Genomic DNA, 14458 nt, shown 5'->3' on the forward strand with positions numbered 1-14458 from the left:
CCATGGCGGACTGGATCGCGGCGATCATCCTGGGGCTGGTCGAGGGGCTGACGGAGTTCATTCCGGTCTCGTCCACGGGCCATCTGTTGCTGACCAAGAGCCTGCTGGGCCTGCCCAACGAGCCGTGGGACACCTTCATCGTCATGATCCAGCTGGGCGCCATCCTGGCGGTCGTCGCCCTGTATTTCGCCCGGCTATGGAAGGTGCTGATCGGCCTGCCGGGCAAGGATCCGGCGGCGCGCCGGTTCGCGTATTCGGTCCTGCTGGCCTTCTTCCCGTCCGCGCTGATCGGCCTGCTGGCCCACGACTTCATCAAGGCCGTGCTGTTCAATCCGACCATCGTCTGCGTCAGCCTGATCGTCGGCGGCTTCGCCCTGATCGCGCTCGAGCGCTGGGCGCCGCAGCCGAAGGAGCATGACGCCATGAGCTTCTCGCTGAAGACGGCGTTCGGCGTCGGCCTGTTCCAGTGCCTGTCGATCATCCCGGGCGTGTCCCGCTCGGGCGCCACCATCGTGGGCGGGCTGCTGCTCGGCGTCGACAAGCGGGCGGCGGCGGAGTTCTCCTTCTTTCTCGCCATCCCGACCATGGTCGGGGCCTTCGCTCTGGACTTCTGGGAGAGCCGGGACTTCCTCGTCGGGGACACGGTCACCCTGATCGCCATCGGCTTCGTGGTGTCCTTCATCAGCGGCCTGTTCGTGGTCCGGACCATGCTGGATTTCGTGGCGAAGCACGGCTTCACCCCCTTCGCCTGGTGGCGGATCGTGGTGGGCGTGATCGGACTGGGCCTGCTGTATTCGGGCGTCATCGCCTGATCCCGGGGCTGAGGCTTGTCAGCCCGCGTTCGTCGGGCGCAAGCTGAGGCCATGAGCACCCAGCCCGCTGACGGCGAACGCTTCGCCTCCTTCGAAGCCTTCTATCCGTACTACATCCACGAGCATTCCAATCAGGTCTGCCGGCGCATCCACATCGTCGGATCGGGGCTGGTCATCGTGGCCGCGCTGCTGGGATTGTTCGTGAACGCGTGGTGGTTCGCGGCCATGCCGCTGATCGGCTACGGCTTCGCCTGGGTCGGGCATTTCTTCTTCGAGAAGAACCGGCCCGCCACGTTCAAATACCCGCTGTGGAGCCTGATGGGCGACTGGCGGATGTTCTTCGAGACCGTCAGCGGCAAGCGGAAATTCTGACGACGAACGATCACTGTTCCGTCAATCGACTCGCGCGGCGAGCGAGCGCATGGTTCCGGCGGGGGCGTCGGGACGGATCGCGATGATCGGACATATCAAGAGACGACTGGGGCACTATGGCGCGGCCTGGGTCTCGGCCTTCCTGGCGACGGGGGCGGCGATCCTGATCGGATGGCTGTTCGACGACCTGATCCTGGTCGCCGACATCGTCCTGCCCGTCATGCTGGCGGCGACGGTTCTGGCGCTGGGCGTCGGCCTGATCGCCAGCCTGATCTCGAAAGAGACCCTGGGGACCAAGCTGGCTGTCGCCGCACTCGCTCTGCTGCTCGTTCTGCCGCTGATGTGGGCGCCGATGGCGGCGGCGGTGGTCATCGCCTTCTTCGCCGACCGGTCGATCGAGTATTCGCAGGTCTACGCCGCCTTCCAGATCGGGGTCAGCGAACTGCTGTTCCCGCTTGAGGAACTGGTGCGGTCGGGCGCGGTCTTCGGCAGCGTCTGGGCCCTGTTCCAGGGTGTGGCCAGCATCGTGGGCTTCATCTCGGCCCTCTCGAACATCTGGCCGATCCTGCGCCGGCTGCTCGGCCCGGAGCCGGCGACCGTCGCCTAGTCGCCCACGCGGGTCAGGCGGGTCTGGTTGCGGAAGCGCCAGGCTTCATCGCCCGCGCCGACCGGGCGAACCTCCTTGACCTCCAGGAGAGAGTCGCCGTCGCGCGTCCCGGTGATCCGGATGTCCGCCGGCGCGTCGTCGTCCTCGCCCGTCTGGCGATAGGTCAGGGTCCAGTGGGTAGCGTCCGTGAAGGCCGAAACCTCGACTGTCTCCGTCGAAAGCTCGGCGGGCCTGCCGGCCCGGAAACTGGCCGAGGTCGAGGTCCCGGCGGCAGGATCGTCGAGGCTGACCGTCGTGATCCAGACCGGCTTGTCGGGACCGTCATCGAACAGGCTTTGCCGGATCAGGGTGGCGCCGTCGCCGGGGGTCCTGATCGCGGTCACGACGGGAATCTCGAACAGCTGGTCGGTCTGGTAGTCGCGATAGCCGAGGGCGCCGCTCCATTGACCCGTCAGGCCGAGGCGCAAACCGGTCGCGGAGGGGGCGTCCTGCGCCTCGGCCACGACAGGCAGGAGGAGGGTCAGGGCGAATGCGGTCAGCAACAGTCGACGGATCATGGTGGTCTCCGGATCAGGCGTTGAGGATGAGGGCGGTCGCGGCCGCCATCTGGGAGTCGCGGCCCGCGACGATGTCTTCGGCGGTGGTCGGTACGAACACGTCCGGATCGATCGCGGCGTCGGGCTGGGCCGTTTCCGGGAAGCTGGCGATCAGCGGCAGGTCGACCTCCATCCCCGAGGTCGGCAGGCGCAGGAAGACGAAGGCGCCGCCGTTTATGCCGCGACGATTGCCGCCGGTGGTCGAACCCAGCAGCGTGGCCAGCCCGTTGTCCTTGACCGCCTGGGCGAACTGGAAGGTCGCGGACGAGTTCGACGCGTCGCACAGCACCACGACCGGGCCCGCGAACCGGCGGCCTTTTGGCTGGATCATCGTCGTCTCGGAGCCGTCGTCGTAGCGGGTCAGGCGATAGAGGCCGCGCTCGTCGGGCCCGATCGCCTGATCGCCCCAGTCGAGGAAGGACCGGTCCCAGGTGTCGAGATGGGGACGGAGATCTTCGGGCGCGTGGCGATAACGGACGAACCGCCGACTCCGCGAAAGGGGCAGGTCGCGGTCGATCAGGCGGCTGAGGATGACGTTGCCGCAGTCCTCGCCGCCCTCGTTGCCGCGCAGATCGACAATCAGGCCGCGCACGCCGTCGCCGGTCAGGTCGTCCATGACCCCGCCCAGCCAGGTCTCCCAGGCGAAGGCGGAGTTGTAGAGCGCCCATCCGGGCATGGTCAGGCGGACGACGCCGTCAGCGCCCTTTGCCAACGTCCAGGGATTGGCGTCACGGTCTGGCTGGAGCGCTCCCGCGGCGCCGGCCCTGCGCTCGGCCAGGGTCAGCAGACCGGCGCGAATGACCTCGCCGTCCGACAGGGTGAAGGCGGCGACGTCGCGGATTGGCAGGACCAGCGGCAGGTGGATGTCGAAGGTCTCGTAGCGATCGTCGCCCTCTACCGCCATGAGGCTGACGCGCTTGGCGTCGCTCGATCCGTCGGCGCGGGCCAGGGGCAGAAGCCGGGCGAGAATCTCCGAGGTGGCCACCCCGTCGATGGCCGTGATCCGGCTGCCGCGCGGCAGCAGCGACCCGGCGGTGTCGTCGCGGGTGACGACCATCCGTCCATCGATCCAGACGAAGCGGAAGGGCACCAGCGACCGGTCTGGATACAGCCCGGCCACCACTGCATCGCCGGCATTGTAGGGGTTGGGATAGGTGTGACCGCAGCGGATCGAGGCCGTGACCCGCGTCAGGGCCTTGAAGCGATACCTGAACGATCCCGGCGCCGCCCACTCTGTCGCGAGCCGGTCCAGCCGTTCCGTGATCCCGGCGGGGGTGGAATAGCGATAGAGGCCGGGATGCATCGTCTCCCAAGCCTGAAGCAGGATGCCTACGTCTGAGGACCAGTCATCGCCGATCGCCTCGCAGGCGCGGGCGGGCGCGGCGGCGGACAGGGCGAGGCCGCCGGTGATCTGCAGCAGGCGACGACGGGAGAGAAGGGTCATGGGCGGGCGGCTCCGGGTTTCGACGCCACCCTGCCCCTCCTCAGCCCCGGGCGCGCCTCAGTTCCACGCCGGATGCAGGAAAATCATGATCTGAGACGCGGCGGCGATAGCGGGAAGGGGCGACGCCGTAGCGGGCATGGAAGGCGCGGTTGAAGCTGGCCTTGGAGCTGAACCCGGCGTCGAAGGCGAGTGTGAGAAGATCTTCGCCGGACCCCGAATCGAGGGCGGCCGCTACGGCCTCGGCGCGCAGGCCGTTGATCCAGGCGGAGAAGTTCACGCCCAGACCCTGGTTGATCGTGCGCGACAGACGGCCGGTATTGGTGGCCAGGCGACGGGCGAGCACGGCCAGGCTGAGGTCGGGCTCGCGCGCCCAGCCGGCTTCTCGCACCCGGGCGTCGAAGTCGGCGGCGACGGCGGGCCAGTCGGGTCCCGCCGTGGCGTCGGCGGCGGGCGCCGGGGCAGGGACGGGGAAGCGCAGGGTGGCGTGTCGCCAGCCCTCGACGCCCAGATAGAGGCCGATCCCGGCCAGGGAGAGATAGAGGCCGGTCTCCTGGAAATAGTCGATACCGCCGCTGATCCAGTCCCAGACGGTGAAGGCGGCGTAGATGGCCAGGACACCGACGAGCGCGACGATCACCCGGCTGAGCCAGGCGGCGGCGAACCGGTCGTCGTCGCTTCGGGCCTCTGCCAGATCGCGGCGGTAGTCGCTCAGACGGCGCAGGGACAGGGCGGCGTAGACGCTCAACGAAGCCAGCAGCGCGACCTCGAACAGCGGATTGACGAAGCGCGCGTGGCCGCCGGTGTACCAGTCCCATTTGGCGTCGAGGGGCAGGGCGAAACACACCAGGAAGTAGGCGAGTTGCAGCGCGACGGGGACGAGGTGCAGCCCGAACCGGTCAGGCAGGCGGCCTCGCACCAGGGCGTGGGTGTATCCGAACAGGAGCGGCGGCAGGGCGAGGGTCAGGGCGAACGGCGCGAAGGTCAGCCAGCGCCAGGCGTCATAGGCGCCCGCGAAACCGATCGAATAGGGTGTGATGACGCCGGTCAGGACGACGAGGACGGCGGCGAGCACGCGGTTCGCCGTCCGGTTCGCGTCCTGTCGGCCTACGGCGACGGCGAGCGTCAGAAGCTGGACGCTGGCCAGACCCAGAAGCGCGACGCGCCAGCCGATATACAGTTCAACCCCGTCCACGAGGCCAGACTAGTCTGCGTCGACCGTTAGTTCGAGGCGGTATTCCAGGCGGGCGGGCAGCCGTCGAATCGGCCGGCGTTGGTGATGGTCAGGCGCTGCTGGTTGAACCGCATGACCGGCTGCATCGAGCCGCGGCCGTTGCCGGTGTAGAGGTCGACGCGCTGGCCGCGGATCGCGCCGCCGGTGTCCGAGGCATACCAGTAGCCGTCGTGGATCGTGCCGTCGGCCAGGCGCATCCCGACCGTCTCGCGGATGAAGAGCCTGGTACGGCGGGGGATGACGCGCGGGTCGGTGGCCAGGGTGCGCATCGGGATCGGACGGCAGCCCAGGGAATCGTTGCCCGTCGCTCCGCCGCCGCCTGCATGATAGAGGCTGGCGCGCGCGTTCCAGTCGGGTTCTTCGGCCATCAGGGCGGCCTGTTCGGGGGTCAGATCGGTTGCATCCTCGCTGGAACCGTCCGCGACTTCAGGGCTTACCGCTACCACGGGATCGGCCGCGACGACCGTCTCGTAGGGTACCGGATCTCCAGCCGAGAAGGCTGCAGCCCAAAGCATGGCGAACGCCGCGAGGGTGTCGAACACAGATCGTACTCATAGTGACGCCGGTCCCGAGAGCTGTACCGGCGGGGGCTGTGTCGTTGCGGCCTGTGGCGAGAATGTGTCCAACGGTCCTGCTGCGACCGTTCGTCCCCATGTGTGGATGGATCAGTCAACCGTTGCCTGAGATAAGCGGAACCGGGGTTGGGCAACGCTTCAAATCGCGATAGCAGTATAGACGGATCAGAAATCCTTTGCTGGGGCGCGATGCTTACTGTTCATGGAGATATTCGCTCGGGCAACTGCTTGAAGGTCAAGTGGATGCTCGACATGCTCGGGCGTGATTATCAATGGGTCGAGGTTGATATCATGTCGGGCCAAAGCCGGACGCCGGAATTTCTCCTGTTGAATCCGTTCGGTCAGGTCCCGACCCTGGTGCTGGAGGACGGCCGGGCCCTGGCCCAGTCGAATGCGATCATCCTGCATCTGGGCGAGGGGACGGACTGGATCCCCGCCGACGCCTGGGAGCGGGCGAAGATGATGGAGTGGTTGTTCTGGGAGCAATACAGCCACGAACCCTATGTCGCCGTGGCCCGGTTCCAGCGCGTCTATGCCGGCAAGTCGGCGGACGAGGTCGAGCCGCGCCTGATCGAGCGGGGGCATGCGGCGCTGGCGCGGATGGAGGCGGGGCTGGCTGATGCAGACTGGCTGGCCGGCGGGCAGGGGGCGACCCTCGCCGACCTGGCCCTGGTCGCCTACACGCGCGTCGCGGATGAAGGCGGGTTTGATCTGGGAACCTATCCGAACGTGCAGGGCTGGATTTGGCGAACTGAAACGGCGTTCGGCATCAAATGATCCTTCTCCCGCAAGGGGAGAAGGACGCTTCCAGGGCCTCCGCCTTGACTTCGCCGCACTGTGCGCCCATTTGCGCTGCGTCGCACAATTGCGATCCCCGGCGTCTCCAGCGCGTGTGGGTCTTCCTCCCAAGCGAAGACCTGACTGTAGCAGCCGCCGGACCCTCAAGATTCATTCGCTGCCCGGACACGCGGGGCGGCGCCCGATCCACCCCGCGAGCGCCACTCTGGTGCTCCGTCGGGACTGGCGGTGCGCGGCCTTATCGGCGTTGAGCCATGGCTGATGCGCGTCGCCGCATACGCGAAAGAACTCAGCTCCATGAGCAACATTACCTTTGAATCCTTCGGCCTCAACAAGGCCCTGCTGCAGGCCCTCACCACCGAGGGCTACACCATCCCCACGCCGATCCAGGCCCAGGCCATTCCCTCGGTCATGCTCGGCAAGGACCTGCTGGGCATCGCCCAGACCGGCACCGGCAAGACCGCGGCCTTCGCCCTGCCGATCCTGCATCGCCTGGCCGAGAACCGCGTCGCCCCCCTGCCGCGCACCACGCGCTGCCTGATCCTGTCGCCGACGCGCGAACTGGCCAGCCAGATCGCCGACAGCTTCAAGGCCTATGGCCGTCACCTCGGCTTCAAGGTCGCGGTCGTCTTCGGCGGCGTGAAATACGGCCCGCAGGAACGCGCCATCCAGGCCGGCCTCGACGTCCTGGTCGCCACCCCCGGCCGTCTGCTCGATCACATGCAGCAGAAGACCCTGGACCTGTCCTCGACCGAGATCTTCGTCCTCGACGAGGCCGACCAGATGCTGGACCTCGGTTTCGTCAAGCCGATCCGCCAGATCGTCTCGCGCATCCCGGCCAAGCGCCAGAACCTGTTCTTCTCGGCCACCATGCCGACCGAAATCGGGAAACTGGCCGGCGAGCTTCTGAAAGAGCCCGTCAAGGTCCAGGTCACGCCGCAGTCGACCACCGTCGAGCGCATCAACCAGTCGGTCATCCACGTCGAGCAAGGCCGCAAACGCGCCCTGCTGACCGAGATGTTCGCCGACGACAACTTCACCCGCTGCCTGGTCTTCACCAAGACCAAGCATGGCGCCGACAAGGTCGCGGCCTATCTGGAAGCCGGCGGCGTCCAGGCCGGCGCGATCCACGGCAACAAGTCCCAGCCCCAGCGTGAGCGCACCCTGGCCGCCTTCAAGGCCGGCAAGCTGCGCGTCCTGGTCGCCACCGACATCGCCGCGCGCGGCATCGACGTCGACGGCGTCTCGCACGTCGTGAACTTTGAACTGCCCTTCGTGCCGGAAGCCTATGTGCACCGCATCGGCCGGACGGCCCGCGCGGGCGCCGACGGCTCGGCCATCAGCTTCGTCGCCGGCGACGAGATGAAGCTGCTCAAGGACATCGAGAAGGTCACCCGCCAGAAGATCCCTGCCACCGACCGTCGCAACGACAAGTCGCTGGGTCTGCTGGACCAGTCGATCATGGCCGCCGGCGTCGGCACCAAGGCGACGATGCCCGACCGCGAGGACCGTCCGCGCGGCGAGCGCAACGGCCCGCGCAACCCGCGTCGCGACGGCGTGAAGAAGGAGCACGGCGGCCAGCCGCACCGCGTTCGCGGCAAGGGCGCTCCCCGTGGCGGCCAGGGCGACCGGACCAACCACGCCGATCGGGGAGATCGGCCGCTGGCCTCGACCCAGCCGTTCGACCCGCTGGCGGCCGACCGCGCCCGTTCGGCCGCGATCGCCAACCGCCCGCAGGCCGAGGCCAAGCCCGACGGCGAGATCCGTCGTCGACCGCGCGGCCGTCGCCCGTCGAACGGCGGCAAGGGCTACGCGGCCAAGGGCTGAGGCTCTGAAATGAACAGACGACGGCGGGCCCCGCGAGGGGCCCGCCGTTTTCATGTCTGGAGCGCGGTCACGACGCCCGCAGCGGCCAGCACCTCGGCGAGGGCCGCGACCGCCGCCTCGACCCTGGCCGCATCCCGGCCACGCACCACCAGGTTCGTGCCGATCTCGCCGTCCGACCCGGCGCCGAACGGGTAGCTGCCGAACGACAGATCGCGCTCCGCCTTCGCAGCCTCGGCCAGGGGCGCCGCGATCGCGCCTTCGCCGACCCCGATGACCCTCAGTGTCCGCGCATGCACCACCGCCCCGGTGCGCAACCTCGGCGCCACGTCTTCGAGCATCGCGGTCATGATCCTGGGCACCCCCGCCATGACGAAGACATTGCCCATCTGAAACCCCGGCGCGTCCGTCACGGGATTGGAGATCAGGAGGCCGCCGTCGGGAATCCGCGCCATCCGCCGTCGCGCCTCATTCAACTCATCGCCGTAGCGCCGCTCAAGGATCACCAGAGCCTCCGCCCGCTCGGCGATCCCGACGCCGAACGCCTCCGCTACGCAGTCGGCCGTGATGTCGTCATGCGTCGGGCCGATCCCGCCGGTGGTGAACACATAGTCGTGCCCGGCCCTCAACGCGTTCAGCGCCTCGACGATCTGGCCCGGTCGATCGCCGACCGTCCGCGCTTCCATCAGGTCGACGCCCAGCGCGGCGAGGAAGCGAGCGATGGTGTTCAGATTGGTGTCGGCCGTCCGCCCGGACAGGATTTCATCGCCGATGATGAGTACGGCGGCGGTCGGAGATGCGTGGGTCATGCGCCACACCTACGCCGCCGTGGCCGGGCCACAAGGGCCTGGCTGTCGCTGCCGCTGAAAAGCCTTGAGGAACCGTGCTACACTGCCCATCTGAGCCCCGAAGGCGCTGCACAGCGCGACCTTGAGACCGCCGAATGTACGAAACGCCTGAGCTGGACGCCGAGACCTGGACACGGACCAGCGCCATCCGCCTTTACGAGCCCGAGGATTTCGAGGGCATGCGGGTCGCCGGCCGTCTGGTCGCCGAGGCGCTCGACATGATCACCCCCTTCGTCGTGCCCGGCGTGACGACGCAGGAGATCGACGACCGCATTCGCCAGTTCACCCTGGACCGCGGCGGCCTGCCGGCCTGCCTCGGCTACAAGGGCTACATGAAGACGGTCTGCACCTCGATCAATCACGTGGTGTGCCACGGCATCCCCGGCGACCGGGTGCTGAAGGACGGCGACATCGTCAACATCGACCACACCGTCATCGTCGACGGGTGGCACGGTGATTCCAGCCGCATGTATTCGGTCGGCACCGTCAACGCCCGTGTGAAGAAGCTGGTCGACGTCACCTATGAATCCCTGGCCCTCGGGCTGGAGCAGGTGAAGCCCGGCAATACGTTCGGCGACATCGGCTTCGTCATCCAGCGTCACGTCGAGGCGAACCGGATGAGCGTCGTGCGCGACTTCTGCGGCCACGGAATCGGCCGTCTGTTCCACGACAGCCCCAATGTCCTGCACTATGGCCGCAAGGGCGAGGGCGCGGTCCTGAAGCCCGGCATGTTCTTCACGATCGAGCCGATGGTGAACTTGGGCAAGCCGCACGTGAAGGTGCTCAGCGACGGCTGGACCGCCGTGACCCGTGACAAGTCCCTCTCCGCCCAGTGCGAGCACACAGTTGGTGTCACGGAGGACGGCGTCGAGATCTTCACCGCCAGCCCGGCCGGCCTGTTCAACCCGAACTAGAAACCCTGCCCGACACCCGCTAGCCTGACCCCATGTCTGCAGGGGGCGGCGTGGCCGATCAGGACGATCAACCGACGACGGCCGCCGCCAGGGTCGTCCCCCATCACGCGGGCCACCGCGAACGGCTGCGAGACCGTGCGCGCACCGCCGGCCTGCATCATCTGCCCGACTACGAACTGCTCGAGCTGTTCCTGTTCCGCAGCCAGCCGCAGGGCGACGTGAAGCCGATCGCCAAGGCCCTGCTGTCGCGGTTCGGTTCGTTCGCCGCCGTTCTGGCCGCGTCGGTCGAGGACCTGATGACCGTCCGGACCGAAGACACCCGGGGCCGCGTAAAGGGTGTCGGCATGGAGACCGCGCTCGACCTCGCCGCCCTGCACGAGGTCGCCCGGCGGGTGGCCCGGGAGCCGGCGGTCAAACGCCCCGTCATCTCCTCCTGGACGGCCCTGCTGGCCTATGTCCGGGTGGCCCTGCAGCACGAGCCGCGCGAACAGTTCCGCGTCCTCTATCTCGACAAGAAGAACCAGCTCATCCTCGACGAAATCCAGAATCGCGGCACCGTCGACCATGCCCCGGTCTATCCGCGCGAGGTCGTGCGTCGGGGTCTGGAGGTCAGCGCCGCCGCCATGATCCTGGTCCACAACCACCCGTCGGGCGACCCGACGCCGAGCCGCGCCGACATCGACATGACCCAACAGATCATCCGGGCCGCCCAGTCCCTCAGCCTCGAGGTCCACGACCACCTGATCGTCGGCCGCGAGGGCGTGACCAGCTTCAAGCAACTGGGGCTGATGTAGTCAGGAGGACCCGGCTTGGCGCGACGACTGCGTTTGAGGCTAGGATGCCGTGATGACCAGTCTGACCACTGCCCGCCTGACCCTGACGCCCACTTCGCCGGACGACTACGACGACCTCGTCGCCCTGTGGAGTGATGAGGCCTTCACCCGGTTCATCGCGCCGGGCGGCCGGAACTTCGAAGAGGTCTGGATGAGGCTGTTGCGCGACGTGGGCCAGTGGTCGGTCCGCGGCTACGGCAACTGGACGGTCAGGCTCGCCGAGACCGGCGACTATGTCGGCAGCGTGGGTGCGCTCGATTTCAAACGGGTGCTGGAGCCTGCATTCGATGCGCCCGAAATGGGCTGGGGCATCGCGCCGCGTTTTCACGGAGAGGGACTGGCGTTCGAGGCGCTGAAGGCCGCACTGGGCTGGTGCGACACCGTGCTGAGGGCGCAGCGCACGGTTTGCATGATCGACCCGAGCAATACGCCCTCCCTCATGCTGGCGGCGCGGACGGGCTTCCGGGAGTATGCGCGCACGACCTACAAGACGGTCCCGGTGATCCTGTTCGAACGTCCCGCCGTGGCCCCGGCATGACTGTCTTTCGGCCCGTAGCGCAGCATTAAGGTTTACGGGCCATTCTGCGCCCCATGCCGATGCCCGTCGAAACCCTGCATGCCTATCTGACCGAGGCGTTTCCCGGCGCCGAGATCGCGATCGATGACCTCGCGGGCGACGGCGACCACTACAAGGCGCGCATCGTCTCGACCGCCTTCGCCGGTCTGCCGCGCGTGAAACAGCACCAGCTCGTCTATGCCGCGCTCAAGGGCCACATGGGCGGCGCACTGCACGCCCTCGCACTCGAAACCTCCGCTCCCTCCACGACAGGCTGATCCGCCATGCGCTATCGCCCCTTCGGCGTCTCCGGCGCCGCCATCTCGACCCTGACGCTCAATCTCGGCGTCGACAGCCTGTCGCGCGGCATCAACGCCGCCAACGACCTGATCTTCTCGGCCCTGGAGGCGGGCATCAACTCCTACCGGCTGGAGACCGCGGATCCGGTTCTCGCCGAGGTGGTCGGTCAGGCCCTGGCCAGTGTTGACCGCAAGCTGCTGAACGTCAGCCTCGAACTGGGCGCAGGCGACGGCCGTCGGGGTTCGCAGCGCGACTTCTCCGCCGAGGGGATGACGGGCGCCATCGACCGCTGCCTGCATGTCTCCGGCCTCGGCTGGATCGACGTCGCCCTGCTGGAGGAACCCGGCGAGGATGAACTGCCCCAGAGCTCGCTGAACGCCCTCAAGGCCCTGCGCGCAACCGAGCGCGTCCGCTATCTCGGCGTTTCCGGCACCGGCGACGTGATGGACGCCTATGTCTCGACCGGCGCGTTCGACGTTCTCGGCACACCGTTCCACGTCAACGTCGACTGGAAGATCCGCTCGCGGGTCCGCGCCGCGCGCGACCAGGACATGGCCATCCTGGCCTATGACTATTTCCCGTCCGAACTCGACACCGAGAAGAAGGCCGCGACCGTCCATCAGCCGAAGAAGGGTCTGTTCGGCTTCGGCGGTTCGAAACCGAAGAATGCCCCGCTGGCTCACGCGGGCACCTTCGCCTTCCTGCACCGCACGCCCTACTGGACGGCCGAGGAAATCTGTCTCGCCCACGCCATGACCGATCCGGCGATTTCGAGCGTCCTGATCACGGCGCGCGACGCCGAGCGGCTCAATGCCCTCTCCAGCGTGCCCGAGCGCGACATGCCGCCGGGCCTCGCCGCCCAGATCGAAATGGCCCGGGTCGCGGCTTAAGTCTCTGCCCGGACACGCAGGCTTGAGGGTCGCGTCCCTTGACCGGCGCCCCCGCCGTCCCTAGCTGACGCCTGCAACGAAAGGCGTCTCCCCGTGTCCGACCAAGCTCTCGATACCGCCGCCGATCCGGTCCACGCCTTCATCGCCCAGACGGTGGGGCAGCATGACGTGGTCCTGTTCATGAAGGGCACGCCCGACAGCCCGCGCTGCGGCTTCTCCTCGCTGGCCGTCCAGATCCTCGACCACGTCGGCGCGCCCTTCGTCGGCGTCGACGTATTGCAGGACGACGGCCTGCGCGACGGCATCAAGAGCTTCACCGACTGGCCGACCATCCCGCAGCTCTATGTGAAGGGCGAGTTCGTCGGCGGCTCGGACATCGTGCGCGAAATGTTCCAGGCCGGCGAACTGACCGCCCTGATGGTCGAAAAAGGCGTGCCCCTCGGCGAGGCATAGGTCTTGGCCCGCCAGGCCCTGACGCCGCGCGAGGACCGCGAGGTCTTCGAGGTGCCGCTGGAGATCCGCCCCGAGCACATCGACGCCAACGGCCACGTCAACAACGTCGTCTATGTCGGCTGGCTGCAGGACGCCGGCACGTCCCACTGGAACGCCCGCTTCGACGAGGCGACGCGCGCGAAATGGTCCTGGGTCGCCCTGCGTCACGAGATCGACTACCTGCGCGCCCTGATGCCCGACGACACGGCCGTGGCCCGCACCTGGGTCGGGGATCCGCAGGGCCCGCGCTTCGCCCGCTATGTCCGCATCGAGGACGGCCAGGGCCGGCTGTGCGCCCAGGGCGTTTCGGAATGGTGCCTCGTCGATGCGGTCACGATGCGGCCGACGCGGATCCCGGCGGACATGCTGCCGACCTTCGAGCGACGCTGACGCCGTGCAGTACCGCCCGAAGTTTGCTCGGGATGAGGGGCAAGTTCCGGGAACCCGGCTTTTGGGTCGCGCGAAACGGGTCTTCCGTGTAGAAGTTCCGTAATACGTTGAGACGGCTTCAGAAAATCGGCCCCTCGCGCTCTCCGGAAAACTCGGCCGGGTATGGCTTTCGCATCGCGAGCCTCCGGATCACCTGAAGGTCAGCCATGGCTGCCCACCCGCCTCTGCATCCCGACGGTCCGCTCAGCCTCGCGCTTGCCGTGGTGGGATCCTCCACGGCGCCGCTTCTTCTTCTGGATCAGACGCTGAAGGTCATCGCGGCCAGCACTTCATTCTGTCGCGTGTTCGATGTCGATCAGGACCGGGTCGTGGGTCGGTTCCTCGGCGAGATCGGAACCGGCGAGTGGAACAAGCCCCAACTGCGCGTTCTGCTGGAAGCCACCGCCGCCGGCGACGCCGCCATCGACGCCTATGAAATGGACATGAAGGGCCCGCGCCAGGGCGTGCGCAAGCTGGTCATCAACGCCCAACGGCTGGTCCTGTCGTCCGAAGAGCCCGTCCGACTTCTTCTGACCGTCGAAGATGTGACGGCCGCGCGTGAAGGCGAAAAGCAGAAGGATGACCTGCTGCGCGAGAAGGCCATCCTGCTGCAGGAACTGCAGCACCGGGTCGCCAACAGTCTGCAGATCATCGCCAGCGTCATCCTTCAGAGCGCCAAGAAGACGAACTCCGACGAGACCCGCGTCCATCTGAAAGACGCGCACAGCCGCGTCATGTCGGTCGCCGCCCTGCAGCAACAGCTGGCCACATCCCGCCTCGGCGAAGTCGAACTGGCCCCCTATTTCACCCAGCTGTGCAAGAGCATCGGCGCGTCGATGATCCAAGATCCCACGCGCCTGTCGCTGAGGTCGAGGTCGATGACAGCTCAACCAGTGCAGATGTTTCGGTCAGCCTGGGTCTGATCGTCACCGAACTG

General features: G+C 67.5%; 18 protein-coding genes. 13 read left to right on the top strand and 5 right to left on the bottom strand.

All coding sequences use genetic code 11. The annotated features are described in order from the left end of the window. Nucleotides 1-2 precede the first annotated feature (2 nt). The 3 genes from ACW17Y_RS02790 (at nucleotide 3) to ACW17Y_RS02800 (ending at nucleotide 1791) form a co-directional block, all read left to right on the top strand. Nucleotides 3-812 (top strand): undecaprenyl-diphosphate phosphatase, encoded by an 810-nt coding sequence (locus ACW17Y_RS02790; RefSeq protein WP_492037264.1) that lies wholly within the window; start codon nucleotides 3-5, stop codon nucleotides 810-812. A 51-nt stretch (nucleotides 813-863) separates the two neighbouring features. Next, a complete protein-coding gene (locus ACW17Y_RS02795; protein WP_492037265.1) occupies nucleotides 864-1184 on the top strand; it encodes an Mpo1-like protein in 321 nt (106 codons plus the stop codon). Nucleotides 1185-1266: 82 nt separating this feature from the next. Continuing rightward, the gene (locus ACW17Y_RS02800) at nucleotides 1267-1791 is read left to right on the top strand and encodes a hypothetical protein (RefSeq protein WP_492037266.1); all 525 of its coding nucleotides are present in this window, start codon (nucleotides 1267-1269) and stop codon (nucleotides 1789-1791) included. Here the strand turns inward: ACW17Y_RS02800 and ACW17Y_RS02805 are convergent. From ACW17Y_RS02805 to ACW17Y_RS02820, 4 genes are read right to left on the bottom strand one after another with little or no spacing between them, the layout of a single operon-like run. Then, entirely contained in the window at nucleotides 1788-2348 is a 561-nt protein-coding gene (locus ACW17Y_RS02805; RefSeq protein WP_492037267.1) for a hypothetical protein, read from the bottom strand. The two genes, ACW17Y_RS02800 and ACW17Y_RS02805, sit on opposite strands and share 4 nt — an antisense overlap. Before the next feature lie 13 nt (nucleotides 2349-2361). Continuing rightward, nucleotides 2362-3831 (bottom strand): S41 family peptidase, encoded by a 1470-nt coding sequence (locus ACW17Y_RS02810; RefSeq protein ID WP_492037268.1) that lies wholly within the window; start codon nucleotides 3829-3831, stop codon nucleotides 2362-2364. Between the two features lie 40 nt (nucleotides 3832-3871). After that, on the bottom strand, nucleotides 3872-5023 hold the full coding sequence (locus tag ACW17Y_RS02815) for an AraC family transcriptional regulator (RefSeq protein WP_492037269.1): 1152 nt from the start codon (nucleotides 5021-5023) through the stop codon (nucleotides 3872-3874). A gap of 26 nt (nucleotides 5024-5049) precedes the next feature. Then, nucleotides 5050-5604 (bottom strand): 3D domain-containing protein, encoded by a 555-nt coding sequence (locus ACW17Y_RS02820; RefSeq protein ID WP_492037270.1) that lies wholly within the window; start codon nucleotides 5602-5604, stop codon nucleotides 5050-5052. Between the two features lie 285 nt (nucleotides 5605-5889). Here ACW17Y_RS02820 and ACW17Y_RS02825 point away from each other — a divergent pair, with 285 nt between their 5' ends. Then, nucleotides 5890-6414 (top strand): glutathione S-transferase family protein, encoded by a 525-nt coding sequence (locus tag ACW17Y_RS02825; RefSeq protein ID WP_492037271.1) that lies wholly within the window; start codon nucleotides 5890-5892, stop codon nucleotides 6412-6414. A 318-nt stretch (nucleotides 6415-6732) separates the two neighbouring features. Continuing rightward, nucleotides 6733-8262, top strand: coding sequence for a DEAD/DEAH box helicase (locus tag ACW17Y_RS02830; protein ID WP_492037272.1), 1530 nt, complete (start codon nucleotides 6733-6735; stop codon nucleotides 8260-8262). Nucleotides 8263-8312: 50 nt separating this feature from the next. On the opposite strand, the gene ACW17Y_RS02835 is transcribed toward ACW17Y_RS02830, so the two are convergent. Then, the gene (locus ACW17Y_RS02835; RefSeq protein ID WP_492037273.1) at nucleotides 8313-9068 is read right to left on the bottom strand and encodes a competence/damage-inducible protein A; all 756 of its coding nucleotides are present in this window, start codon (nucleotides 9066-9068) and stop codon (nucleotides 8313-8315) included. 134 nt (nucleotides 9069-9202) lie between these two features. Here ACW17Y_RS02835 and map point away from each other — a divergent pair, with 134 nt between their 5' ends. The 8 genes from map to ACW17Y_RS02875 all read left to right on the top strand — a co-directional run bounded on the left by map (nucleotide 9203) and on the right by ACW17Y_RS02875 (nucleotide 14444). Next, entirely contained in the window at nucleotides 9203-10021 is an 819-nt protein-coding gene (gene map / locus ACW17Y_RS02840) for a type I methionyl aminopeptidase (RefSeq protein ID WP_492037274.1), read from the top strand. A gap of 32 nt (nucleotides 10022-10053) precedes the next feature. Continuing rightward, nucleotides 10054-10815 (top strand): RadC family protein, encoded by a 762-nt coding sequence (gene radC, locus ACW17Y_RS02845; RefSeq protein WP_492037275.1) that lies wholly within the window; start codon nucleotides 10054-10056, stop codon nucleotides 10813-10815. Nucleotides 10816-10867: 52 nt separating this feature from the next. Next, on the top strand, nucleotides 10868-11392 hold the full coding sequence (locus ACW17Y_RS02850; protein WP_492037276.1) for a GNAT family N-acetyltransferase: 525 nt from the start codon (nucleotides 10868-10870) through the stop codon (nucleotides 11390-11392). A 53-nt stretch (nucleotides 11393-11445) separates the two neighbouring features. Then, a complete protein-coding gene (locus ACW17Y_RS02855; protein WP_492037277.1) occupies nucleotides 11446-11688 on the top strand; it encodes a BolA family protein in 243 nt (80 codons plus the stop codon). 6 nt (nucleotides 11689-11694) lie between these two features. Continuing rightward, on the top strand, nucleotides 11695-12600 hold the full coding sequence (locus ACW17Y_RS02860; RefSeq protein WP_492037278.1) for an aldo-keto reductase family protein: 906 nt from the start codon (nucleotides 11695-11697) through the stop codon (nucleotides 12598-12600). A 93-nt stretch (nucleotides 12601-12693) separates the two neighbouring features. After that, nucleotides 12694-13053: a Grx4 family monothiol glutaredoxin gene (gene grxD, locus ACW17Y_RS02865; RefSeq protein ID WP_492037279.1), complete on the top strand. Its 360-nt coding sequence runs from the start codon at nucleotides 12694-12696 to the stop codon at nucleotides 13051-13053. Nucleotides 13054-13056: 3 nt separating this feature from the next. Then, a complete protein-coding gene (locus ACW17Y_RS02870) occupies nucleotides 13057-13482 on the top strand; it encodes an acyl-CoA thioesterase (RefSeq protein ID WP_492037280.1) in 426 nt (141 codons plus the stop codon). 206 nt (nucleotides 13483-13688) lie between these two features. After that, nucleotides 13689-14444, top strand: a complete 756-nt coding sequence (locus tag ACW17Y_RS02875) for a histidine kinase dimerization/phosphoacceptor domain -containing protein (RefSeq protein ID WP_492037281.1) — start codon at nucleotides 13689-13691, stop codon at nucleotides 14442-14444. Nucleotides 14445-14458: the final 14 nt, after the last annotated feature.

It is taken from the genome of Brevundimonas sp. AVps7 (assembly GCF_058681545.1).